General features: G+C 36.7%; 16 protein-coding genes. 6 read left to right on the top strand and 10 right to left on the bottom strand.

The features are described from left to right. Positions 1-13: 13 nt before the first annotated feature. Positions 14-2,257, top strand: a complete 2,244-nt coding sequence (locus Q0983_RS10575) for a polyribonucleotide nucleotidyltransferase (RefSeq protein ID WP_299552496.1) — start codon at positions 14-16, stop codon at positions 2,255-2,257. Between the two features lie 60 nt (positions 2,258-2,317). Here Q0983_RS10575 and Q0983_RS10570 read toward each other — a convergent pair whose 3' ends face one another. Continuing rightward, positions 2,318-3,241, bottom strand: a complete 924-nt coding sequence (locus Q0983_RS10570; RefSeq protein WP_299552493.1) for a LysR family transcriptional regulator — start codon at positions 3,239-3,241, stop codon at positions 2,318-2,320. A 301-nt stretch (positions 3,242-3,542) separates the two neighbouring features. On the opposite strand from Q0983_RS10570, the gene Q0983_RS10565 reads away from it, so the two are divergent. The 4 genes from Q0983_RS10565 (at position 3,543) to rpe (ending at position 7,096) form a co-directional block, all read left to right on the top strand. Beyond that, positions 3,543-4,511, top strand: coding sequence for a sodium-dependent bicarbonate transport family permease (locus tag Q0983_RS10565; protein WP_299552491.1), 969 nt, complete (start codon positions 3,543-3,545; stop codon positions 4,509-4,511). A gap of 18 nt (positions 4,512-4,529) precedes the next feature. Further along, entirely contained in the window at positions 4,530-4,844 is a 315-nt protein-coding gene (locus Q0983_RS10560) for a hypothetical protein (RefSeq protein WP_299552488.1), read from the top strand. Between the two features lie 432 nt (positions 4,845-5,276). Beyond that, positions 5,277-6,140, top strand: a complete 864-nt coding sequence (locus tag Q0983_RS10555) for a sigma-70 family RNA polymerase sigma factor (RefSeq protein WP_019387909.1) — start codon at positions 5,277-5,279, stop codon at positions 6,138-6,140. Positions 6,141-6,433: 293 nt separating this feature from the next. After that, positions 6,434-7,096, top strand: coding sequence for a ribulose-phosphate 3-epimerase (gene rpe, locus Q0983_RS10550; RefSeq protein WP_299552484.1), 663 nt, complete (start codon positions 6,434-6,436; stop codon positions 7,094-7,096). Here rpe and Q0983_RS10545 read toward each other — a convergent pair. The 8 genes from Q0983_RS10545 to Q0983_RS10510 all read right to left on the bottom strand — a co-directional run bounded on the left by Q0983_RS10545 (position 7,093) and on the right by Q0983_RS10510 (position 17,957). Then, positions 7,093-7,512 carry a CBS domain-containing protein gene (locus Q0983_RS10545; RefSeq protein WP_299552481.1) on the bottom strand — a complete coding sequence of 140 codons (420 nt, stop codon included), beginning with the start codon at positions 7,510-7,512 and terminating at the stop codon, positions 7,093-7,095. The two genes, rpe and Q0983_RS10545, sit on opposite strands and share 4 nt — an antisense overlap. Positions 7,513-7,557: 45 nt before the next feature. After that, a complete protein-coding gene (locus tag Q0983_RS10540) occupies positions 7,558-7,977 on the bottom strand; it encodes a CBS domain-containing protein (RefSeq protein ID WP_299552478.1) in 420 nt (139 codons plus the stop codon). A gap of 80 nt (positions 7,978-8,057) precedes the next feature. Then, a complete protein-coding gene (locus Q0983_RS10535) occupies positions 8,058-8,894 on the bottom strand; it encodes a zinc-dependent peptidase (RefSeq protein WP_299552475.1) in 837 nt (278 codons plus the stop codon). Between the two features lie 98 nt (positions 8,895-8,992). Beyond that, positions 8,993-10,228, bottom strand: a complete 1,236-nt coding sequence (locus Q0983_RS10530) for a family 43 glycosylhydrolase (protein WP_299552472.1) — start codon at positions 10,226-10,228, stop codon at positions 8,993-8,995. Between the two features lie 328 nt (positions 10,229-10,556). After that, positions 10,557-12,305: a RagB/SusD family nutrient uptake outer membrane protein gene (locus tag Q0983_RS10525; RefSeq protein ID WP_299552469.1), complete on the bottom strand. Its 1,749-nt coding sequence runs from the start codon at positions 12,303-12,305 to the stop codon at positions 10,557-10,559. An 18-nt stretch (positions 12,306-12,323) separates the two neighbouring features. Next, entirely contained in the window at positions 12,324-15,836 is a 3,513-nt protein-coding gene (locus Q0983_RS10520; RefSeq protein WP_299552466.1) for a TonB-dependent receptor, read from the bottom strand. Between the two features lie 192 nt (positions 15,837-16,028). Then, positions 16,029-17,165: a FecR family protein gene (locus Q0983_RS10515; protein WP_299552464.1), complete on the bottom strand. Its 1,137-nt coding sequence runs from the start codon at positions 17,163-17,165 to the stop codon at positions 16,029-16,031. A 198-nt stretch (positions 17,166-17,363) separates the two neighbouring features. Beyond that, positions 17,364-17,957 (bottom strand): RNA polymerase sigma-70 factor, encoded by a 594-nt coding sequence (locus Q0983_RS10510; protein WP_299552461.1) that lies wholly within the window; start codon positions 17,955-17,957, stop codon positions 17,364-17,366. 163 nt (positions 17,958-18,120) lie between these two features. Between Q0983_RS10510 and Q0983_RS10505 the strand changes: the two genes are divergently transcribed. Further along, the gene (locus Q0983_RS10505; protein WP_299552458.1) at positions 18,121-21,438 is read left to right on the top strand and encodes a VCBS repeat-containing protein; all 3,318 of its coding nucleotides are present in this window, start codon (positions 18,121-18,123) and stop codon (positions 21,436-21,438) included. 41 nt (positions 21,439-21,479) lie between these two features. On the opposite strand, the gene Q0983_RS10500 is transcribed toward Q0983_RS10505, so the two are convergent. Further along, positions 21,480-25,649: a two-component regulator propeller domain-containing protein gene (locus Q0983_RS10500; RefSeq protein ID WP_299552455.1), complete on the bottom strand. Its 4,170-nt coding sequence runs from the start codon at positions 25,647-25,649 to the stop codon at positions 21,480-21,482. Positions 25,650-25,677: the final 28 nt, after the last annotated feature.

Raw genomic sequence — 25,677 nt, 5'->3', positions numbered from 1 at the left:
ATTAAAAAAATTTATGATTCCAAACGTATTTAAAGAGGTCATAGACCTTGGTGACGGTAGAGAAATTTCTATTGAAACCGGAAAATTAGCAAAACAAGCTCATGGTAGTGTTGTTGTGCAATCTGGTAACACGATGTTACTATGTACGGTAGTATCTAACTATGAAGCTGCCGATGTTGATTTTTTACCGTTAACGGTAGATTATCGTGAAAAATTTGCTGCTGCAGGTAGATACCCCGGTGGTTTTTTTAAGCGTGAAGCACGCCCAAGTACTGAAGAGATTTTAGTAATGCGTATTGTAGACCGTGTCTTGCGTCCGTTATTCCCAAAAGATTATCACGCCGAAACACAGGTGATGATTCAACTAATGTCATTAGATAAAGATGTTATGCCGGATGCTTTAGCCGGTTTAGCAGCTTCTGCAGCTATTCAGTTATCTGATATTCCTTTTGAAACACCAATTTCTGAAGTTAGAGTTGGACGCCTTGATGGTGAGTTTATTGTTAACCCAAGTTTTTCACAATTAGAGCAATGTGATATTGATATGATTATTGGGGCTTCCGAAGACTCTGTGATGATGGTGGAAGGTGAAATGAGTGAAATATCTGAAGAAGAAATGGTTGAAGCTATTAAAGTAGCTCACGAAGCTATTAAAGTTCAGATTGAAGCTCAAAAGCGTTTAATAGCTCAGGTAGGTGCTAAAGAAACGCGCGAATACGAACCTGAGGTGGAAGACGAAGCCATACTTGAAAAAGTAAAAGCATTTGCTTACGATAAATGTTATGAGATTGCAAAAAGTGCTTCTTCTAAAAGTGACAGAGGTTTAGCATTTTCTGAATTAAAAGACGCGTTAAAAGCCGAATATACCGAAGAAGCATTAGAAGAGGTAGGCGGATTGGTTTCTAAGTACTTTAGCAAAGTTCAAAAAGAAGCGGTGCGTAACTTAGTACTGGAAGAAGGTGTCCGTTTAGACGGTCGTCAAACTACAGAAGTTCGTCCTATTTGGTGTGAAGTTGATTATTTACCATCAACCCATGGTTCTTCTATCTTCACACGTGGCGAAACGCAAGCTTTGGCAACAGTTACTTTAGGTACATCCAGAGAAGCTAATATGGTGGATAATCCATCATTAGAAACTGAGGAACGTTTCTATTTACACTATAACTTCCCTCCTTTTTCAACAGGTGAAGCAAGACCTTTAAGAGGTACTTCAAGAAGAGAGATCGGTCACGGAAACTTGGCACAACGTGCTTTAAAGCGAATGGTACCTGAGGATTGTCCTTATACTGTACGTGTTGTATCAGAAGTATTAGAATCTAACGGATCATCTTCTATGGCAACAGTTTGTGCCGGAACTATGGCATTGATGGATGCCGGTGTGCAAATGACAAAACCGGTTTCCGGAATTGCTATGGGGTTGATCTCTGATGGCGAACGTTATGCCGTCCTTTCCGATATCTTGGGAGATGAAGATCACTTAGGTGATATGGACTTTAAAGTAACTGGTACTGAAGATGGTATCACTGCCTGTCAAATGGATATCAAAATCAAAGGATTAAGCTACGAGATTTTAGTAAATGCATTACAGCAAGCTAAAGACGGACGTATGCATATCCTTGGTAAATTAACCGATACTATTGCTGCACCTAATGCTGATGTTAAGGCCCATGCTCCTAAAATGGTGACTGCTACGTTGCCAAACGATTTAATTGGTGCCTTTATTGGTCCTGGTGGAAAAGTGATTCAGGAATTACAAAAAGAAACCGGAACTACGATTGTTATAAATGAAGATCCTGTAACGGAAGAAGGGATTGTTGAAATTTTAGGAACCGACCAGGAAGGTATTGATAAAGTTTTAGCCGCTATTGATGCTTTAACCTTTAAACCGGAAGTTGGCAGCGTTTATGAAATGAAAGTTACCAAAATATTAGATTTTGGTGCTGTAGTGGAATATGTTGAAGCACCTGGTAATGATACCTTGATTCACATTTCTGAATTAGCTTGGGAACGTACTAATAGTGTTACCGATGTTATTAACATAGGAGATACCATTGATGTAAAATACTTTGGTTTTGACCCTAAGACGAAACGTGAAAAGGTTTCAAGAAAAGCCATTTTGCCAAAGCCTGAAGGTTGGCAACCAAGACCTCCAAGAGATAATAATAACAGAGGCAGGGATAATCGAGGACGCGACAATCGTAATAGAGATAATCGCAGAGACGATAGAAAACCCAGGGAAAATAAGAAAGAAGATTAATTTCTTTTTTCAACAAATAAAAGGCCTCTCACTTTGAGAGGCCTTCATTTTCTTAGATGCTCAGTACTTGTCCAACCAATCAAAATGCTTTTTAATAATGGCTTCTTTATTGGTTTCTATATGGTTTACAAGGGCCTTGGCTATATCCGATAAGTTCTTGGAACTTAACCAAATTAAGTTCCAATTGGTAATAATAGGTAATTGTTTTACAGGGATAATTTGTAATTCACCAATAGCAATAGCATTCTTAATACCTATTAATGGCATGATAGAGCACCCTAAACCAGAGATTACAGCTTGTTTCAGGGCTTCATTAGATTTTAATTCCATCTTTTTATAAGTTGAAATTTTTCTGGAATCGATAAATTTTTCCATGGCTAACCTGGTGGCAGACCCCTGTTCTCTGTATATCAACGGCAGTTTTTTAAATTCCGAATACGATAAATATTTGCCTTTGTGCTTATAGTCCCTGCCGGAGACCATAAATAACTTATTTTCCATCAACTCGATCCTGTTTATTTTTAAGTGCTTTGGAATAGTAGATACCATGGCAAAATCAACCTCATTATTTTCTAAAGCTCGCACAACTTCTGCCTTATTGGTCACATCCATAATAAGATCTACCCCCTTATTTTCATTCATAAAATCCGACAAAAAATAAGGCATAACATATTTTGCAGTTGAGACTATAGCTATTTTTAGCTTTCCGGCAAGCTCACCCTGAAAGGACAACGCTTTATAATTAATAGCTTTGACTTCATTAACAATATTTTCAGCGGCTTTAGCAATTTCCGCTCCAAATTCCGTGATATAAATCTTCCGGCCCACTACTTCAAAAAGTGGTGTTTTAAACTGTTCCTGGAATTTTTTTAATTGAATGGACACTGCCGGTTGTGTTAAATAAAGGGCTTCCGAAGCTTTCGTAACACTCTGTAATTGAGATACCTTAAGAAATATTTCCAGCTGATGCAAAGTATAGTTCATAAAAAAAGATTATATATTATATAATAAATATAAATAAAAATATATAAATAAAAATACTAAACTTTGCAAAAAATAAATCAAATGAAAGAAATTTTCAATAACAGTTCAAAAAAGTCACAACAAAGACCAGGGACACTAAATGAAATATTGATGTTTTCAATGTTTATAGGCATTTTGTTTCTGTCCACAACACGCAACAACCTGTTTTTAAAGGAATTAATAGTGTGTGGATTTATAATCTTTTGTGCTGTTATTGGTGCTCAATTAAATAACAAAAATTAAAACAGTCCTAAAAAGTCATATGGATTTACATTTACTTATAGACAACCTTACAAACCCGGCTTTATTATTTTTCTTTCTGGGAGCCATTGCTGTTCAACTTAAAAGCGACCTGAGGATTCCCGAAAACTCTTCAAAGTTTATTTCTTTATACCTATTATTCGCCATAGGGTTTAAAGGCGGGCAGGAATTAGCTCATAGTGAATTTGACATGGAAATTCTTTGGTCCTTGCTTTTTGGAATATTTCTGGCAGTGGCTATTCCGGTTTATGCTTACTTTATTTTAAGAAGAAAGTTTAGTATAGAAAATGCTGGTGCCATCGCCGCCTCTTACGGATCTGTCAGTGCTGTTACTTTTGTAACCGCCATTTCATTTTTAGAACTGGAACAAATAACATTTAGCGGCCATATGGTAGCTGTTATGGCCCTAATGGAAGCGCCTTCTATTATGATTGGTTTGCTACTCATCATGCTTTTTAAAGGCGGAAAGAAAAAGTCTGACATTCCACTCAAAACGGTCATACAACATACGCTTTTTAACGGAAGTGTTCTGTTAATACTGGGAAGCCTGGTTATAGGCTTTATGGCAAATGAAACTCAGGCCCAAGGCATTAAACCGTTCACTACCGACATCTTTAAAGGATTCCTTGCTGTATTCTTATTAGATATGGGTATAACAAGCGGTAAAAAACTAAACGAGTTTATAAAGAAAGGGCGGTTTGCGCTTTTATTCTCTATAATCATCCCAATAATCAATGGCAGCATAGTTGCTTTTTCAAGCGGTACTTTTGTAACCGGAACGGGTAACAGACTGTTGTTCGCCATCTTAGCAGCCAGTGCTTCTTATATTGCCGTACCCGCTGCTATGAAAATTGCAGTTCCAAAAGCCAGCCCAAGTTTGTACATCCCCATGGCATTGGCTATAACATTTCCCTTCAATATTACTTTGGGAATGCCCCTTTACCTATACATTATTCAAAACACATTTTAAATTAAATACAGATAAATCATGGAAAACGCTTTAACAAAAATGACATCCCAGAAAACGAAACAACAAAACATTGACCTTATTGACGGTACTTTCAATGCGTCCGATGCCGCAGATATTATAAATGCAGTGCTCGATGTTAAAATAAACTATCATAAACTTAAAAGGCTATCTATTACAGAAGGCAATGTATACGACTTATGTGAATATGATAATGGCAGGATCAATGAGCTTATACAAGCTAAAGAAAATGCCAAATTGTTTTTTAACAAGGTTAGACATTCCGGAAAAAAATTAAGAATTAACGGTTTAATCACCATAGAAGAGATTGCATAAATTTCATATTTCTCATTGTAATTTGAGTTAGTTTTTCTGTTAGTTAGTAAAACCCATCAAAAGCGATTTTTGATGGGTTTTATTTAATGGGTTTTATATGTTACACAAACTTATTTACAAAAAAACTACTACACTAACTTCTCAAGTTGCTCCAGAATTCACTATAAAAATTCCGGGTTTCTAATAACTCCTTGATTTGAAATTTCAACCTCATATAAGTTTTAAGAACAGGCTTTTTATCATCTCAAAATCAGTTATTTAAATTAACAAATGTTAATAAAAACAGTGATTTATGTGACTTTTTAAAAGATTTTGTGTCCAAAAGACAGAAAATAGGAAATATTTTGAAACTTTTTGTAACATTATCCGACATATATACGTATAACTACTGAATGCCCAAATATTCATAATTTAATTACAGGAGATTTTTAGATGAGACAACTTAAAATTACGAAGCAGGTAACCAACAGAGAAACTGCATCGTTAGATAAATATTTACAGGAAATTGGCAAGGTAGACCTTATTACAGCCGATGAAGAAGTAGAGTTAGCACAACGTATTAAAGCTGGTGATCAAATAGCTTTGGAAAAGTTGACTAAAGCTAACTTGCGTTTCGTGGTATCGGTAGCAAAGCAATACCAAAACCAGGGTCTTACGTTACCGGATTTAATTAACGAAGGTAATTTAGGATTGATCAAAGCAGCACAACGTTTCGACGAAACACGCGGATTTAAATTCATATCGTATGCGGTTTGGTGGATCCGTCAGTCTATCTTACAAGCTTTGGCCGAACAATCCCGTATTGTACGTTTACCTTTAAATAAGATCGGTTCCATTAATAAAATTAACAAGACATTTGCCTTTTTAGAGCAAAGTCATGAGCGTCCGCCAAGTGCAGAAGAGATTGCAAAAGAGTTGGATATGACCATTAATGATGTTAAGGAGTCTATGAAAAACTCCGGGCGTCATGTAAGTATGGATGCGCCACTGGTTGAAGGTGAAGATTCTAATTTATACGATGTGTTAAATAGCGGGGAATCTCCTAACCCGGATAAAGAATTATTACACGAGTCGTTACGCACCGAAATTGAGCGTGCTTTAGAAACTTTAACACCTCGTGAGGCAGATGTTATTCGTTTGTATTTTGGTTTAGGGAACCAACACCCTATGACGCTTGAAGAAATTGGGGAAACCTTCGATTTAACGCGTGAGCGTGTAAGACAAATAAAAGAAAAAGCTATTCGTAGATTAAAACATACGTCTAGAAGTAAAATATTGAAAACTTATTTAGGATAATACTCAAATAACTCCTAAATTACGGCAACAACAGTTACACATAACTGTTCGTTTTTTGATTGATGAAAGAACCCCCGGCTGATTACCGGGGGTTTGTTTTTAGTCCCCCAATCTGTAAAAAATTAAATTTTGTACTCAAAAAAATATAAAATTTAGCTTCCTTTCAGGAACCATCCTTCCACCGGCTCAGGGCATTGCTTTGTAAGTCTATAATTTTTTTCATTTGTTTTTTTATAAGTTTTCAAATGAAAAAATTCATGTACTTTTGCATCAACTTAAAATTACTACCTCTAATGAGTTCCAAGTTAATTGCACCTTCCATACTGGCAGCAGATTTTGCAAACCTTCAGCGTGATATAGAAATGGTAAACCAAAGTGAAGCCGATTGGTTTCACATTGATGTCATGGATGGCCATTTTGTGCCAAATATATCTTACGGTATGCCTGTAATTGAAGCTATAAAAAGACATGCAAAAAAACCTTTAGATGTTCATTTGATGATTGAAAAACCGGAGCGATACATTGAAGAATTTGCAAAAGTTGGTGCGGATATCATTACGGTACATTATGAAGCGACCGTTCATTTACACCGAACACTTAGCCAAATTGAAGCTACCGGCTGTAAAGCCGGTGTTGTTTTAAATTTAACGACGCCCGTTTCGGTTTTAGAAGATATTTTGCCAAAATGTTTTATGGTTTTACTGATGTCTATTAACCCTGGTTTCGGAGGACAAAAATTTGAAGATATGACTTATAACAGGGTTGAGAAACTTCGAAAAATGATTGATGAGCAAGGCTTGGATACACGTATAGAAATTGATGGCGGTGTATCCAACAAAAACATAAAAGCACTTGTTGAGGCCGGAGCAGATACTTTTGTTGCCGGAAGTTATATTTTTAAAAGCAGCAACCAGATCGAAACTATTAAAGACTTAAAGGCTTTAGCTAATTCTTAAATCTGTTTTATAAAATAATTCAATAAATCGGTTGTGGTAACTATGCCTACCAGTATGCCATTATCTACTATGGGCAGTGCGTGAAATTCTCTTTCAGCTAATATTTGCGCTACTTTTTTAATAGATGTTTGACTAGTTACGGTAACCACATCCCTAGCCATCACCTGTTCTATAGTAAACATATTGAATACTACGGAATCTACGGTATGGCCATTCTCTTCTGAGACTTCAGCATAACTAATTCGCATTAGGTCAGTATAACTTAACATCCCTATAATAACCTCCCCGGACACCACCGGCATATGTTTGATCTTATGACGTTTAAAAAGCTTTTCAGCCCTTTCCAAATCATCAGACCGTGTTAAAGCAATGACATTCTTTGTCATAATAGAGGAAACCGGAATATGATGTCTCATAACGTATAAATTTAAGCTTAGTAAATGTATTCAGCTAAACAAAAATTAGAATTGCTTCAAAAGGTATTTGATCAAATCTGTGGTGGTTACTATACCAACCAACTCATTATTTTCTACAACCGGTAACGCGTGAAACTCTTTACTTGCTAATATTTCAGCTACTTCTTTAATGGAGTTTGACGGTGATACACTTGCTACCTTTTTCTTCATAACCTGATTAATACTAAACATGTTATACACCATAGCATCAGCATCACTATCGTATTCATTGGTAATATCAGAAAAGCTTAGGCGCAATAAATCGGTATAACTAAGCATCCCGATAACCGTTTTTCCTTCTACCACAGGGATATGTCTTATGTGATGATGTTTAAACAGGTATTCGGCGGTTTCTAAATTGTCCGTCTTTTTTAATGTAATGACAGACTCGGTCATTATCGTTGAAATTGGTGCTTTACGTATCATGACATGTCTTTTTTAGTTTAGCTACCTTTAAAATTATTAAAGAGTGGGGTTTTAAAGTATGATAAATGTCATGTGAAAATCTAGTAACCGGCAAAGTTGAAGTTTAGCATTTGCCGTATGGTCTTATAAATTTTCGGAAATTGGTTATTAAATTCCTGAGGTGTTTCTATAAAACTTTCAATGGCCACGGCCACAAATTCAAACCGATTTGTAAAAGCATAGTCTCTAAAATAATCTGAAGTCATAAGTGCTTTTCTTAACCCCTCATCTTCAGATAATATTTCAGATAATTCACTAAAAGAATCACTAAAAATAGTAGAACTGATGTCCCGTTCTTTAATACTGTTTAAATGAATGGCATGACTAAACTCGTGAATCCCCAAATTCAAATTGTCTTTTCCGTTTTCAAAGCCCTTTTTAAAATCTTTCCAAGACAACACCAATGCTTTTAATTTAGGGTTGAATTCCCCTTTATGATAGGCATCATTGGTTCTGGAATAAAATTCATCGGGATAGATGACTATTTTAGAAATTAAACCAATATAAAAATCCCTGAAACCAAAGGTTAACATTACGGCAGTTGCTGAGATTAACACTTTCATTTCTTCTGTTGGCTTAACCCCTTCCCTTCCTATAAAATCTTTGTCTTTTATAAACGACGCTAACCTGTGTTCAAAATAAGGCCTATACTCTTTTGGGAGTTTATTATAAAACGTAAAATTCCTTTTTAAAATTGACTTTTGAGATGGGCTTAACTTCCTTTTGAATAAATAAAAATGCGTATAAAGTGGTTTTTTGTGTTTTATAACGTAAGCCATTTCTATTAACTTAATGGCATAGCGCAATACCATATAAAGTAAAACCGCGAATAGAATCGCTAAAATTAACTTGCTTCCTAAGTTATAATTTTCCAGCACTAATTTTATTTTATGCTATAACGCATTTACACGGATAAAATTACAACAAACGCCTTTAAGTTCAGGTTTCCGATTAAAAAATAAAGTGGTCTAAATTTTTAGTTATGGTTTTTATTTTTTAATTGCTCATTTGCTTTTTTTATACGTTGTAATTGCTTACCACTTAGACCATGTTTATAAAAATATTCAGGGTTCATGTGGTAAACCTCATGTCTTTTCATTTCAGCGTCGTGGACGTCCAGACTTAAATCGCAATCAAAACGCATTAATATACTCATACCATGCTTCCATGAAAATGCAGGCGATAAATGTGAAATCCCCCAGGTTATACCTCGTCCATTACCATTACTGTTAAATGCATCCGGTACAAACGGTCCGGGAGCACCTGGCATCATTTCAACTATTGAGGCAATTTCAAAATTAATACCATCCTCCGCATACTGAATAGTAAAGTGTTCATTTCCATCTTTAAGCACCATGGCTGCCATACCTTCTTTAAATGGAAACATAACGGTTTCGTGACCAGAATTAATAACAGGATTTAATGGACACTTTTCAAAAGGACCAAGTGGGTTTTTTGAGATAGCCAACCCGGACATTCTAACCAATTTTGGGTCCCCGTCAAAATCTGATTTGTAATACAGGTATATCTTATCTTTATAAACAAAAGGGTGCGGGTCATGAATGGAGTATTGGTCCCATTCCCCTTCTTTTCCGTTGTTAACAGCAATTTTATTGTAGGGTGTCCAGGGGCCATCAGGTGAATCTGCATAGGATACCGCCACCGGACAGTCATCACCCCGTTTTCCGCTGGCCTCCATAAAACCTTGATAATACAAGTAGTATTTACCTTTAAACTTCAATATATCTGCTGTTGAAACCGAACGCCACCCTATATTGGGTTTAGGTGGTCTAGGTATTGCAACACCTTGCTCTTCCCAAGTAAACCCATCGGTACTGGTTGCATACCATATTTCTGATAAATCCCAATCAGCAGAAGGTATGCTATCATTACTTTTTTTTGCTCCTTGCGGTTTGGTTGGCGTATTTCTGTAGGTGTACCATACATAGTATTTTCCATTTTCAAAAATAACCTTTGAAGGGTCTCTACGCGAAATTGTTCCATCATAACCATTATAGTCAAAACCTTTAAGCTCTGTATATTTAAACTGTGTATAAAGTTCATTATGCTCCGGACGCGGTGCCATGTATTGGGTGTAATTTCGTTCCATAGCGGCACTCAACTCCCTATCCGGTTTTTCCTTAGGAAGTTTAAATGGAAACCCTTCCTGTGCATTTAAAGTTAGGCTGCCCGTGAAAAAAAATGCGAGCATACAATTAAAAAGTTTAAAAGATTTCATATTAAATAGATTTAGTAGTTTTTATTTTCGAACCAGTTAAAACTTACTCTGTTATAACTTTTACGACCATAGGACAAGTATATAGTCTCATTAGCTTACCATTGGGCATTGCCCGGTTTGGTTCAAAACCAAACATTTTTAGCAACAAAACCAAATAAGAATGGACATAAAGCCTTCCTAAACAAGAATTTATCAAATTCACCAAAAGTATAAAGTGACTTAAAAATTTAAGCCACTTTATTAACAAACTTAATTAAACTAAAACTAACTCAATTTTAAAAAGTTATATCATTCATCAGGACTAATAAGCCGGGTCCTGAGTTAAAACCCCTGGCTGTAAATCTAATTGTGCTTGAGGAATAGGGAAATGATCATCCTGACCAGCCGTATAAGTTGCTCCCTGAATCCAAAGCAATTTATTATCCGATAACTCCGATGCCAAATAAGCATCGATGGTTTCTTTATCTATCCCCCACCTAACTAAATCCTGAAAACGCATACCTTCCAACGCAAATTCTAAACGCATTTCATGTCTAATTGCTTTAAGCGCATAGTCTTTATCGGGAAATGATGAATATAAACCTAATAAATAATTCGCCGCTGGTTGACTTTCATCAATTACAATGGGATCTCCGGACCCAAATGTTGTGTTAGCTACTTTGCCCATCACAATATCGTCCTGCGCTCGTTGCCTAATTAGGTTAACCATATCTCTCGCAGTCGCAAGGTCATTCTCTTCCGCAGCTACTTCAGCACGCCATAATATAACATGCCCTAACCTAAGCACTCTCCAATTATTACCATTTAATCCGGCTGACCACGTTGGTGTTGCAACAGATATTATTCTGAAATTACGTTTATAGAACATATTTTTCTTATTCAAAAACGGTCCCATACCTGCCTGATCTAACATCCAGTCACCACCACTCATAGGGCCCCAATCTAAGAAAGGAATGCCGCGCCTTGCTATAGTCCAATCTACCCTGGGATCCAATAATTCATCAGTAGGTGTAAACGGATCTGTATCCAATAAACCGTAATCTTCAAGTAACAAATCATCTTGAAAAGTATCCAGTAATGGTAATCCATTTGAGTCAACTTTAAATGCATTAAACAGGTCAAAACTAGGAGCACTATAGGCACAGCAAAGCCCCACATCTGACCCCCTGGGGTATAGGGTTCTGTGATCAGCCCCGGCATTATGGTCTCCGGCGCCATCATTTACGGTATACTGTACTTCAAAAATACTTTCCGCATTGTTTTGCTTTTCTTCATCATGATTATCATAAAAATGATCCATTAATTGAAATGGCCCATTATTAATGATATCATCCAACAATGGTTTTGCCTCTGCAAATTCTTTTTGATGCATGTGAACCTGAGCCTTTAAAGCTTTCGCAGCCCATCGGGAAGCACGCCCCACATCAGAGGGTGCTTCATCCATGTTGTTATCTATGCCCCACTGTAAATCGGCTTCTATATCGTCCCAAATTTCTCTATCGTTAGGCACTTCTCTTGCTACAACATCTTCTGTAATATAAGGCACTTTTTCTATTTTACTTCTCAGTTGAAAATGAAACCAGGCGCGTAGCCATCGGGCTTCTGCTTCTAACTGCCTTGCCTTTTCAGGAGCAATTCTATCTCCAGCATTTCTAAGAACATTTAAAACATCATTAGCCCGGGCAACACCATCAAAATTGCCTCGCCACATATCAGCAACCCATGGATTGGACGGATCTGTCTCATAACGCTCAATTAAATTAATTTGAGCCCAACCACCGGTTTGGTCGCCACGGTGCATATCATCAGAGGTCACATCACCCCAAACCCAATTGGTCACAGAGGCTCCACCGGCACCACCGGCACCTCCTTGTGAGTATCCATCAATTAATGAATAAGCTCCTATTAAAATTAAATCTGCACCTTCTTCTGTTGCTAATGTCTCAGGTGTTACAACTCCATTTGGAAAATCTGTAATAAAATCTTCGCAAGCACTAAAAACAATACCAAGGATTGTTAATAAGCTAATTTTTAAATACAATCTTTTCATATTATAATTTTTTATTTTTTACATACTAATATTTAAACCAAAAATGAACTGTTTTGGAGTAGGCCATGTTCCAAGATCAAAACCTCTATCGATTTCCGTTAAAGGGAAAGTTGGAGGAGCAATCTCGACATCAAGACCGGAATAATCGTCAAACAAAGTGATTAGGTTAGTTCCCATTATATATAACCTCATGTCTGATAAGCCAAACTTATCCAGAAACGGTTGTGGTACATTGTAACCTATTTGGATATTTTTCATTCTTAGGAAAGAACCATCTTCAATCATATCAGAATGGGTATTCTGTTCAAAGCTTGTACTACTGGATGCCTTAGGCAGTACCGCATCGGCATTATCATTCAGATATGGGCTACCCCATGAACGAAATAGTCTATCTTTAGATTTAGGCCCCTGGAATAACCCATAACGCGTAAACCTTCCATAATAGTTAAGTAAATCATTGCCCACACTGGTATACCAGATCATTGACAGATCAAAATTTTTATAATTGAAACCAAGATTTAAACCGGCCGTAAAATCAGGGTGTGGATTCCCTATCCAGGTACGATCATCGGGTGTAATTTCTCCATCACCATCAACATCTCTGATTTTTAAGTTCCCAGGCTCATTATAGGATCCATTGGCCGGATGTGCATCTGCCTCGGCTTGTGTCTGGAAGATACCGTCTACTACATAACCAAAAAATTCCGGAAATGCTCTACCAGCCTGAGCCCTTGTGTATGTCTGACTACGCTGAACCCTTCCAGAAATAAATTCATCCGGGTTATCAGAAAGATTTAACACCTTATTCTTATAAGTAGTTACATTTAGCCCTATGCTATATCGAAAATCTTCGTTTACTTGCTTATTAAAGTTCAATTCAATATCAAGTCCTTTATTTTCAACATCTCCAATATTGACGAACGGGGCACGTGCTATACCTTCTACATCTGGAATTGCCACCGGAAATAATAGATCTCTTGTTGTTTTATCCCAAACATCTATACTCAAGTCAAGACCAAATGCCAATGTAGCATCCAAACCAAAATTTGTAGTTTCCGTGGTCTCCCATACGGCATCAGGGTTTCCTTTGGTAATGGATTGATACCCCAAAGAAATGGTGTTATCACTTCCCGTAATACCATAATAAGAATTACCCAGACCAGAACCGAATGTTGTATAACCATTAAGGCTTCCTCCAACATTGTCGTTTCCTGACTGTCCCCATCCAGCTCTTAATTTTAACTGACGTAACCAGTCACCGGTATTTTCCATAAAAGGTTCTTTAGAAATTACCCAACCAGCTGATACTGCCGGAAAGGTTGCATATTTGTTAGCTTCAAGAAAGTTAGACGACCCATCACGACGCACTGTTCCTTCAATCATATACTTACTATCATAAGAATAAAATAGTCTGGAAAATATAGAAAATAAAGACCCCTCTGAAGTTCTGGAACCATTAGTAACATTATCGGCACCCGCACTCAATTCATAAAAATCCTCGTCTGTAGCAACAAATCCTGCTCTTCCTGCCGATATTTCATCAAATTCATTTTGGGTTGCTTCCGCTCCGACCAATATATCAAAGCTATGCTTTTCATCTATAGTTTTTGAGTAACTCAAAGTATTGGACCAGTTCCATGTAGTGAAATTAGATCTTACCTCAGATAAGCTATTAACTTCAGTACCATTAGTATTTTCCGGATCTCCAAACCTGGGATTATGATTGCTGAACCAACTCATATTATAACCAAAAAGCGACTTAACCCTTAAATCCTTAATAGGCTTAACCTCGACAGAAAAATTACCATTCACATTCAATGTCTTTCTTAAATCTCTTCGTTCCCGGAAATTAACCCCCAATGGGTTAGGTCCGTCATTCAGATTCCCACCAACAATACCCCCTGCAAAATTTCCGGCTATGTCTCGAACAGGAATTAATGGGCTTGTAACTATAATGGAGTTAAAACTAGAGCTATTTCCTGAACTCTCGCTTAGCGTAACTCCTAATCGCTGACCAATGGTCAACCAATCTGTAAGCTCAGAATCAACATTACTTCTAAACGCATATCGCTCAAAGCCAGTGTATTTAAACACACCTTCCTCATTAAAGAAGTTCCCACTCATAGCATAAGTAGTTTTCTTGGAACCTCCGCTAACGGAAATTGTATAATCTTGTAAGAGCGCCGAGTTGTATATTTCATCCAACCAATCCGTTCCATTTTTATTGGTTAAGGTAATGGGGTAGTCTCTTTCTACATATAAAGAGGGATCTGCGGCAGGATCTCCTATAGATGCTCCATTAGGGAATAAATAATCATTTACTGTGGTACCAAAAATATCATTAGGATCAAACTGGAAGTGTGCATGGTTAACAGGAATACCGTCATTAGTCTGTTCCAGCCATATCATTTGACCAATCAACTCAGGATCGGTCATAAAATCATATTTGGCGTTATTTACACCAACCCCCGTTCTAACATTAAATTCTACTTTTGCAGCCTGTTCCTTACGACCGGTTTTAGTTTTTACTAAGATTACACCGCTGGCGCCACGGGCACCATAAATGGCTGTGGAAGATGCATCTTTTAAAACTTGAATGGACTCAATTTGGGCTGGAGGGGGTAAAGCTGCCCCAATAACACCATCTACGACATATAGTGGATTGTTACCGTTAATACTACCAATACCCCGAATTCTAACCTGTGCCTGTTGACCCGGACGCGCTGAAGCTACAACCGTTACACCGGAAGCACTTCCCTGAAGAGCTCGGGTAGCATCTGCCCCTGGTTGTTGTTCTATAAAGTCATTATCAACTTTACTCACAGCACTAACTACGTCCGTTTTCTTTCTGGATCCATATCCGATAAGAATAACCTCTTCTAGCGACTGAGCATCTTCTACCAGCTGGATATTAATTGTTGTATTGGTTCCAACTGTTACTTCCTGTGTTAAAAATCCCGTATAGGAAAAAATCAATACATCTCCTTGATTGACTTTAATACTGTAATTCCCGTCAAAATCTGTAGCCACACCAGTTGTAGTACCTTTTACTAAAACATTGGCTCCAATTAATGGCTGATTGGACTCATCTGTTACGGTTCCACTAACGACAATTTCCTGAGGCAATGTTTCAATAACATCTCCAACTTTTTTTGGAATGTCAGGAGCTATTTTTTTCGTAAGAAATATTTGCCGGTCTATAACATTATAATCTGTTTCGGATGTACTAAACATCTCCGCCAGAATCGTACCTATTTGCTTTTTCTTGACTTTAATGCTTAAAATACGGTCTAAGTCAACATCTTTTATTTTATAAATAAATCGAAATTCTGTGGTACTTTCTATTTCATCTATCAATTGACCGATAGAGATATTATCGAAATCTAAAGAAATTTTGGTTCGTTGTGAATAAGAAGAATTAGCGTGTAACCCAAACGCAGTAATTATTATAAAAAGAGAACTAAGCTTCATCTTTAAATCAAATTTTAATAATAAAAATGGGCGTACTAATCCATTAAGTAGTTTTTTCATACTTTTGTAATGTTAAAAAGTGATTAATTAATTTAGTTTAATCACACCTATAAAATCGGGGAATGCGTCACCATTTTCCGATTTTTTTATTCCTGAAGTCCGGAATAATTTGATGTGTTGGTTATTTAAATGGTGTGTGTTTTATTCTGTCATAGGCAATAATTAGTTTAGTTAGTTATAGTTGATATATGGTTATTCAATGGTAATGTTTTTTCCATCTATAGTAAAACTGATGGCATAGGTGATTTTGAGGTATTCCAGAATTTTTTCAATAGGTACCTCAGTGAAGCTGGCATTAAATTTTTCATAGGCCAAATCTTCATTATTGTTTGTTATAGACACATCATAGTGGCGCTCTAACTTTTTTAGAATGTTGTTAAAAGGCATATTTCTGAAAACCAATCCGCCATTTATCCAGGATGTATAAATACTTGTCACAACCCGTTCGGTTGCGATGTTTAGTTCCGCTTTATTAAAACTTCCTTTAAACCCAGGTTCCAACACCGTATGGCCGAGGGCTTCGTTTTGAGCATAAAGATCTACAGAGCCTTCAACCAGTACTACATGAGATTCGGCATCTTCGGGATAGCTGGACACATTGAATTGGGTTCCCAGAACCTTGACATTCAAATCATCTGCGTTGATTATAAAAGGATGCGCTGTGTCTTCCGAAACATCAAAATAAGCTTCGCCAACAAGAAAGACCTTCCGCTCCATCCCATTTAAAAACTTAACCGGGTATTTTAGCGAGGTACCTGCGTTTAAATGTACTCTGGTACCATCAGACAGTTGTAGTTCAAATCTTTTACCATAGGGTACCCTAAGCGTATTATAAGTTAGTTTTTCCGGTGCCGCAGCATTATCATATACCAAACGATTGCCTTCTTGTTTTCCTATAATCTTTCCACTCTTGTCGGTTACCTGAACCGTACCATCCTCCGAGATAATTTTCGTTCGCCCATCTTCTAACTCCAATGTTATAAACTCTTGTTCCGGACGTATGGTTTCATCTACACCGTTTCCAAAAAATCCTTGTTGATAAAAATACCCAATACATAGAAACCCAATAAAGATAGCTGCCGCAGCATACTGCCATATAAATCGTTTCCTTTTTTTAACGCCTTGCTTCTCAGCAGCAGCCAAAACTTTCTGATAAATTCTGGTTTTGGTTTCTTCTTCTATTTCAGGAATATCCTGAAGCAACTGCATAACCTCTTCCACACTTGGAAGCTCATTGGAAGTGTTAGCTTTTTGAAAATAAGCCACTACCTCTTTTATCTCGGCTTCGGTACACTCATTTAAAATAAACTTTTGAAGAAGTTCTTTCATACTCTGGTTACTAAATTGATTTGTTATTCCCTGCTCCACATAATATAATACAGTTGAGAAAGTGGTTTGTACTACTCTTAAGGAAAAAAAATTAATCTACTTTAAATGATAGGCGTAGAATATGGCTATTTCAACAATTCTTCAATGATTAAATTTCAGAAAAATCTCAATAGAAAAAATAAAGAATTACAACGTCATTCACCGGTTAAAGAAAAACAGGGCTATAATCAAGGACATATCACCGTGAACCTGAATTAAATGCCTTAAGGTTTCAAGGGCTTTGCTCATCTGGCTTTTAACAGTGCTTATGGAAATACCTAATTCCTCACTGATTTCTTTATAGCTTTTGCCCTGGTACCTGGACATTTCAAAAATAAGCCTGCGTTTAGGAGGTAATTGGGATATGGCTTCATTTTTAATTCTTTCAATATCAGCTTCCAGAATCCTTCGGTCAGCAGCATTTGCATAGCGCTTGCCCTTATAAAAGATCTCTTCCCTTAGCTTTTTATTGTTTGCCGCTTTTTGTAAAAAATTGAAGGCATGGTTTTTAGCAATAGTATATAAATAGGATTTAAAGGACTGCTTAGGGTCTATATTTTCTCTGTTCAACCAAACTTTTAGAAAGGTGTCCTGAACAATACCCTCGGCAAATTCGGTCGACTTTATGATACTTTTACTATAAACATAAATATCCTGATAATAGATATCAAAAAGTTTTTTAAATGCTTTCTCATTGCCTGAACTAAGTTCCTTAACTAATAATTTTTCATCATATTTGCCTTCCTTAATCATTAATTTACATAATTTTTATAGTTTTAGACCAAAAATACATTATTGACAAATTTAGCACCTGTATCTTGGCATTCCGGCATTTTTTCAGGACTATTATAAAGGTTTCTGCATACAATGTTATTATTTATTATTTAAAAATCAAATTTATAAACTAAAAAAATTCATGACAAAAACGGCACTTGGAATTCTTATTTTAGCGTTGACGATCTTGAATTCGTGTTCGAAAAAAAAATTGCCACCTGTACCGGCGAGTGATAAACATTTCTCTTTAATAAATTCTGAGCACACAGGTATTACTTTTGCTAACAATTTAACTGAAACTGCCGAAGAAAACCATCTCATCAATGAAAGTTTTGTTACCGGTGCGGGGGTTGCCATTGGTGACATAAATAATGATGGCTTACCCGACATATATTTTTCCGGAAATCAAGTAAATGATAAATTGTACTTAAACAAGGGCAACCTGGTCTTTGAAGACATTTCGGAGAAATCAGGGATAAGTCAGTTTAGCTCCTGGTCTACCGGAGTCACTTTTGCCGATGTTAACTCAGATGGTTACCAGGATATTTATGTATGCAAGAACCCCGTTAATAAAGATCAGTCCGGTAAAAACTTATTATTTATAAACAACGGAAACTTAACTTTTACGGAACAGGGTACATTATACCGGGTTGATGATGATGGAAATTCCATTCAGGCTAATTTTTTTGATTTTAATAAAGACGGGCTTTTAGACATCTATTTAATCAACCAGCCTCCGGGATATGGGAACCGTGCGAAAGGCAAAAACCCGCTCAGATATAAAAGTCCGAGATACCAGGATAAGCTTTACAGAAATTTAGGTGGCACACAGGGTTTTGTTGAATTATCCGGTATAAGCGGCACAAAAAATATTTCCCATGGTTTATCGGCCAGTATTGGCGATATTAATAATGACTCCTGGTCCGATATCTACGTTGCCAACGATTATGACAAACCTGATCTGGTCTATCTCAATAACAAAAATGGTACATTTACAAACATTGCGGACCAAGCACTCAAACATATGTCAAATTTCAGCATGGGGAGTGACATTGCCGACTATGATAATGATGGCCACCTGGACATTTACGTTGTGGATATGGTAGCCGAAGACCACAAACGCATAAAGACCAATATGGGAGGTATGAACCCGGAGGACTTTTGGGCCATTGTTGACAAAGGATGGCATTATCAATATATGTTCAACACATTGCAACGTAATAACGGTAATACCTCATTTAGTGATTTAGCTCAATTGGCCGGTGTTTCTAACACCGACTGGAGTTGGGGGCCTTTAATAGCAGATTTCGACAATGACGGTTTAAAGGACATTTTTGTCACAAACGGTATTAAACGCAACATGCGTTATAGCGATGTTAGGAACCGCTATAAAGTCATTCTGGATAGTCTTACAAAAGAAGCATACAAACAAGGCAAACAACGTAAAGATTTATTAGACATACTGGCCCTGGCCAAAATGGCACCCACTGATAAACTGAACAATTATATATACAAAAACAACGGCGACCTTACATTTGATAATAAAATAGAAGCATGGGGTTTTAATTACCCTACATTATCAATTGGTGCCAGCTATGCTGATCTTGATTTAGACGGTGACTTAGACCTAATTATTAGTAACATTGATGAGGAGGCTTTTATATACCGAAATAACACTTCGGAGCGAAATCTTGGAAATTTTTTGAGAGTAAAATTAAAGTCCCCTAAACGTACCAACCTTTATGGTTCCAGAGTTAAGCTTTATAAAGATGGTTCCTTGTGGCAAATGGTAGAACTGACCAACAACCGGGGCTATATGTCTAAAAGTGAAGACATCGCCCATTTTGGATTAGGTGAAACAGAACAGGTTGAACGTGTTGACATTATCTGGCCTGATGGAAAAACAACAACTTTAAAGGATGTAACATGCGACCAACTGGTAGTTGTTGCACCAAAAAAACTTCAAGATCAAGAGGAAAAGCATAAAGAAACTCCGGTTTTTAAGGATATCACCGGTACTGCTCAGCTTCTGTACACCCATACGGAAAGTGATTATAATGATTTTTTAAAGGAGGTCCTTCTGCCTCATAAAATGTCTCAATTTGGCCCTTATATTTCTATAGGTGATGTTAACGGCGATACATTAGACGACTTTTTCATTGGAGGTTCCGCCGGAAATTCAGGGACCCTTTTTATGCAAAATCCTGATGGCCGCTTTAAAGAAGAAAAAAATGACGCCTGGTCAGTTGATAAAAACTGTGAAGATATGGGTTCTACCCTGTTCGATATTGATAATGATGGTGACCTGGACCTTTTTGTTGTTAGTGGCGGCAACGAATTTGAAAAGAACAGCAACCTACTTAGAGACAGGCTGTATATTAACGACGGGCATGGAAAATTTAAAAAAGCCACCAATGTTCCCGGGTACAAAATTAGTGGTTCTGTTGTTGAACAGGCAGACTATGATAATGATGGCGATATCGACCTGTTTGTTGCGGGACGATTAACCCCCGGAACATATCCGCACCCCACTAGCAGTAAACTATTGGAAAATCAAAATGGCTCTCTTAAAGATGTCACCGATGAAAGATTTCCCGAACTGAATAATTTAGGACTCATCACCTCGGCAAAATGGATAGACCTTAATAATGACAACCTCTTAGATTTGGTCGTAGTAGGTGAATGGACGCCGGTTATGACCTATATTAACCAGGGAGGAACATTCAGTAGTTACACTTATAATGGCCTTAAAAATTCCAACGGCTGGTACTATAAAGTGGAAAGTGCCGATATAGACAATGACGGAGATAACGATCTGGTTTTAGGAAACCTGGGGTTAAATTATAAATACAAAGCTACTGAAAGCACTCCTTTTCAAGTGCATAGTCTTGATTTTGATAAAAACGGCTCCAATGATATCATTCTTAGTTATTATGATCACGGGCAAGTATATCCGGTTAGAGGAAGGTCATGTTCTATTGAACAAATACCATCCTTAAAAGATAAATTCCCCACTTTTGAGTCATTTGGAGATTCAAACCTAAGCCAGATATATGGCACGGATTTAAACAATGCCCTAAACCTTAAAGCCTATACTTTTGCATCTTATTATGCTGAAAACATTGATGGAAAGGACTTTGTTCTGCACAAGCTGCCTAATCTGGCCCAAACATCCAGTGTAAATAATATCATCATTGATGATTTTGACCGTGATGATAATTTAGACATTCTGCTATCCGGAAATTTATTCGGGTCGGAAATTGAAACACCAAGAAACGATGCGGGTATTGGTTTATTTTTACGGGGTAATGGCGAAGGAGATTTTACTCCCATAACGGTAAATCAAAGTGGTTTTTATGCTCCGGACAACGCCAAAGACATGAAAAAAATTAAAATAGGGGCCTCTAATGCTATTTTAGTTGGTAATAATAATACTATGATCCAAATCTTTCAGTATTGACTTTAAAAGACCATCAAATACTATTATATAGGCGTATTTAATTAAGAAACTGTTTTTTTCTTGATAAAGTTAGAAGGCGAATCTCCAAAGAACTTTCTGAAACATTTGCCAAAATAACCGGGATCCGCAAAACCTACCATATAACTTACTTGTGCAATGGTTAACTCATTTTGCTCTAATAATTGAGCCGCTCTTTTTAAACGTACCATTCTAATAAAATCATTTGGCGACTGCCCTGTAAGCTTTTTAAGTTTTCTGAAAAATGTGGATCTGCTGGTATTCATATCAGACACCAAATCATCTACCCAATAAGAATCATTACTCATATGGGTCTCCATTAAATCCATTATTTTCTTTAAGAATTCCTCATCTAATGAATTCAGGGTTACTTTCTCCGGCGTTAATTCTTTTTCAGTCTGGAAACGCTTACGCATCAGGTCTCTGGTCTCAATAAGTTTTTCCGCTCTAACCGATAGGAGTTTCATTTTAAACGGTTTTGGAATATAAGCATCTGCACCGGATTCCAGTCCTTCAATACGATGTTCAACAGAATTCAAAGCGGTGAGCAGAATGATCGGGATATGACTGGTGCGAATATTGGTTTTCAGGGCGCCACATAATTCTATCCCATCCATTTCGGGCATTAAAATATCACTGATTATTAAATCAGGCATTTCTTTTAGGGCAACATTAAGGCCTTCTTTACCGTTTTCAGCTTCTAAAACATTATACTTTTGAGAAAAGCCCTCCTTAACCATCAATCGTATATCCGGGTTGTCATCAACCACTAAAACCGTATTCTCTAACTTAGTTTCGTCAATTTGCTGCTCCAATTCCAACGTTTCCATGGACTCTTCTAATTCTACGTCAAAATTGGTAACCACTTCAGAAACCGTTGTTTCAATCATTTCTTCGGGCAACAAATGCTCACTGCCCATCGGTAATTTAATTGTGAATTTTGTTCCACTTCCTTCTTGTGACTCTACATCTATTATACCGTGATGCAACTCCACCAAATCTTTGGTAATGGCCAATCCTATACCGGAGCCTTTACGGGTTCGCTTTCTCGTTTGATTTACCTGGTAAAACCTGTGGAATACATAAGGCAACTCTTCTTTTCTAATTCCCACGCCATTATCTTCTACTTCAATTTTTAAATACTTAACATTAAGGTCTTTATCGTTAATTTTAATTTCATTTGTACCGGTTGATTTACTCACTTTTACCTTAATTTGCCCACCCGGATTAGTAAATTTAATGGCATTAAAAATTAAATTGTTTAAAATCTTTTCCAGTTTATCCCAATCAAACCATATTTCCAAAGTCTTTAAGTCACTCTCAAAAGCAATCTCTAATTCATTTTTATTTGCTGAGGCTTTAAACGAATTGGTTATCTCCCTGACAAAACTCACAACATTAGATTTTGTGGCTCCTAATTTGGTCTCTCCAACTTCAATTTTTCTAAATTCCATAAGTTGATGTACCAATCGCAATAACGAATTGGCATTACGCTGAATCACCTGTAATTTTGGCTTTACTGACATATTATCACCAATATGCTCCAAAAGCTCTTCTATTGGATTTAAAATAAGCGTGATAGGTGTTTTAAATTCGTGTGAGATGTTTGTAAAAAACTGAAGCTTTAATCTATTGACATGCTCAATCTCTTTTTGAATTCTTACGGCTGCTTTTTCCTTCTCTCGTAAACCGTAATAAGAGATAAACGCAAAAATAACACCGGACATTAATAAAATATACAGCACATAGGCCCACCATGTATGCCAGAACGGCGGACTTATTCTAAATTTAAATTCTGCCGGAATATCGTTCCAAATACCATCATTGTTAGAAGCTTTTACCATAAAAGTATAACCACCCGGAGACAGATTGGTGTAATGCGCAAATGATAGTCCCTTAGAGTCTTGCCATCTATTATCAAAACCTACCAGCTGATACTGAAATTTATTCTTTTCCGGGGCGGCATAATGGAGTGCGGCAAATTCAAAAGTAAGGGTGTTTTCATGATGCTTTAACTTTATTGATTTCCCTGAATCTGACTGCAATTGATCTAAAATAACCCTGCCATTATAAGCTTTACCTATTTCGACCAACTCATTTTTAATTTTAAAACTTGTGAGTTTTGGTTCTGCTTTGATATCATTATCCTTAAGGTTTTTCGGATGAAACATATTGAGTCCTCTTAAGCCTCCAAAAAACAAATAGTCATGCTTATTCTTGTAATAAGCATTCTTCCTGAAGTTATTGCTCTGCAGGCCATCACCTTTATTAAGGTTTTTAAAGGTTTTGTCTTTCGGATTAAAACAAGAGATACCATTGTCAGTACTCATCCATAGTTTACCGGTTTCATCTTCAAGAATACCATAAACGGCATTATTTGCCAAGCCATCCTCTTCAGTAAAATGTTCAAAATGAACGTCCCCATTTTCACTTATGGTCATTTTATTTAAGCCACCTCCAAAAGTACCGATCCAATAATCTCCGTCTTTGTCTTCATGAATTGAAAACACCGAATTATGGCTCAGGCTATTTGGGTTAGCAGGATCATTAAGATAGGTTATAAACCGGTCACCATTACCATCTTTTCCTCTTACCAATACACTTAAACCTCCCTGCAGGGCTCCGATCCATACATTATTTTTACTATCCTCAAACAAACAACTAACAAAATCGCCACCAATGCTGTATTCATTATTCAGATCTGACTTATAATGAATTAAGTTGGAAAAATCATAAGTGTTATTCTGTTTTTTCTTTTCCCATTTTACAAGACCATTCCCAAAAGAACCAAACCAAAGCGCTCCCTGTTTATCTTCTAAAATAGAAAACACATTAGGTAATATAATCCCTGTTTTATTAAAAGAAACCTTTTTAGAACCAGGGTGTACCTGCATATTCGTAACACTTTCATTCTTCCCCATCCAATAATCGCCATCCGAATCTTTAAAAATTGATTTTATAGGCTGTTGTTTGATTAATTTATTGGGATCGGTACTCGTTTCAAAAAAGTAATGATCAATTTCCGGTAATGTAAAATGGTCTTCAAACTTAATTTTGTTTAGTCCATTCTCTGTACCAACCCACAGGTAATCATCATCTTCTAAAATAGTATTCACCGATGCATTACTCAAAGTGTTATCGGAAAGGGTATTCCTGGTTAAAAAGAGAATGTCCTTTTTTTGTAAATCACTTTTATTCAAGCCTCCAACCTCATTACCAACCCAAAGTACATTAGTTTTGTCTATAAATACCGTTTTAATCCGCCTGTTGCTTAAACTTTCTTCATACATATCATTGGGCGCATGCAACGTATAGTTTCCGGTTTCCGTATTAAGGTGATATAAGCCATACCCATAAACACCAACATACAATTTACCATGGCTATCTTCTTTAATTGCACTTATATTTCCAAAGGTTTCGTAGGAGTTGTCCAGATTTAAACTGTATTTTTTAAACTCCTCCTTACTCAGTGCGTGTATACTTGTTGGTTTTTCTAAACAGAATAAACCATGCCCCATCTCTCCAACCCAGAATTTTTCTTTGTTGTCCAGCAACATAGCCTCAACAGGCCTGTTGAAGCCCTTAACACTCATAAAGTTTTTTGAATCCGATGTAGATAAATACATTCGGTTTAACCCTTTTTCCGTACCTACCCAAAGGTTGTCATGCCTATCTTTTGCTATCGAAAGAATCGTATTGTCATTAATAACATTGGCCTGATCAGGTTGATAGAAAAAATGCTCAAAAGTTTCTTCTTCTTCATTAGGCTTTACAATACGGTACAAACCCGATTTTCTAGTGCCTATCCAAACCGATCCATCTGATCCGTCAGCATAAATTGCGGTAATATCTTTATTGTCTAAACTTTTATTTGCTTTGAAGAATTGTTGCTTTTTAATGTGGAAAGTACAAAGCCCTCCAACAGTGCCAATCCACAATACGTTATTTTCATCTACTTCTAATTTATTAATAACATTATTAATTATACTATTGGGTTGATTGGCATCATTTCTATAAATGGTAAACCGTTGTCCGTCATATTTATACAAGCCATTGGCAGTTCCAATCCAAAGAAAACCGTCCTGGTCCTGAACAACATCCATAATGGTGTTCTGAGTTAAACCTTTATCATCAATAAAGTGCTCAAACTTAAGTTCAGGTGTTTGGCAGAACAATACATTGCCGACAAACAACAAAAAGCATATTGAGAAAAAGCTTAGA

This window comes from Seonamhaeicola sp. (assembly GCF_028281565.1).
In the GTDB taxonomy this organism is placed as follows: domain Bacteria; phylum Bacteroidota; class Bacteroidia; order Flavobacteriales; family Flavobacteriaceae; genus Seonamhaeicola.
This window is presented reverse-complemented; position numbering and strand designations above follow the sequence as displayed.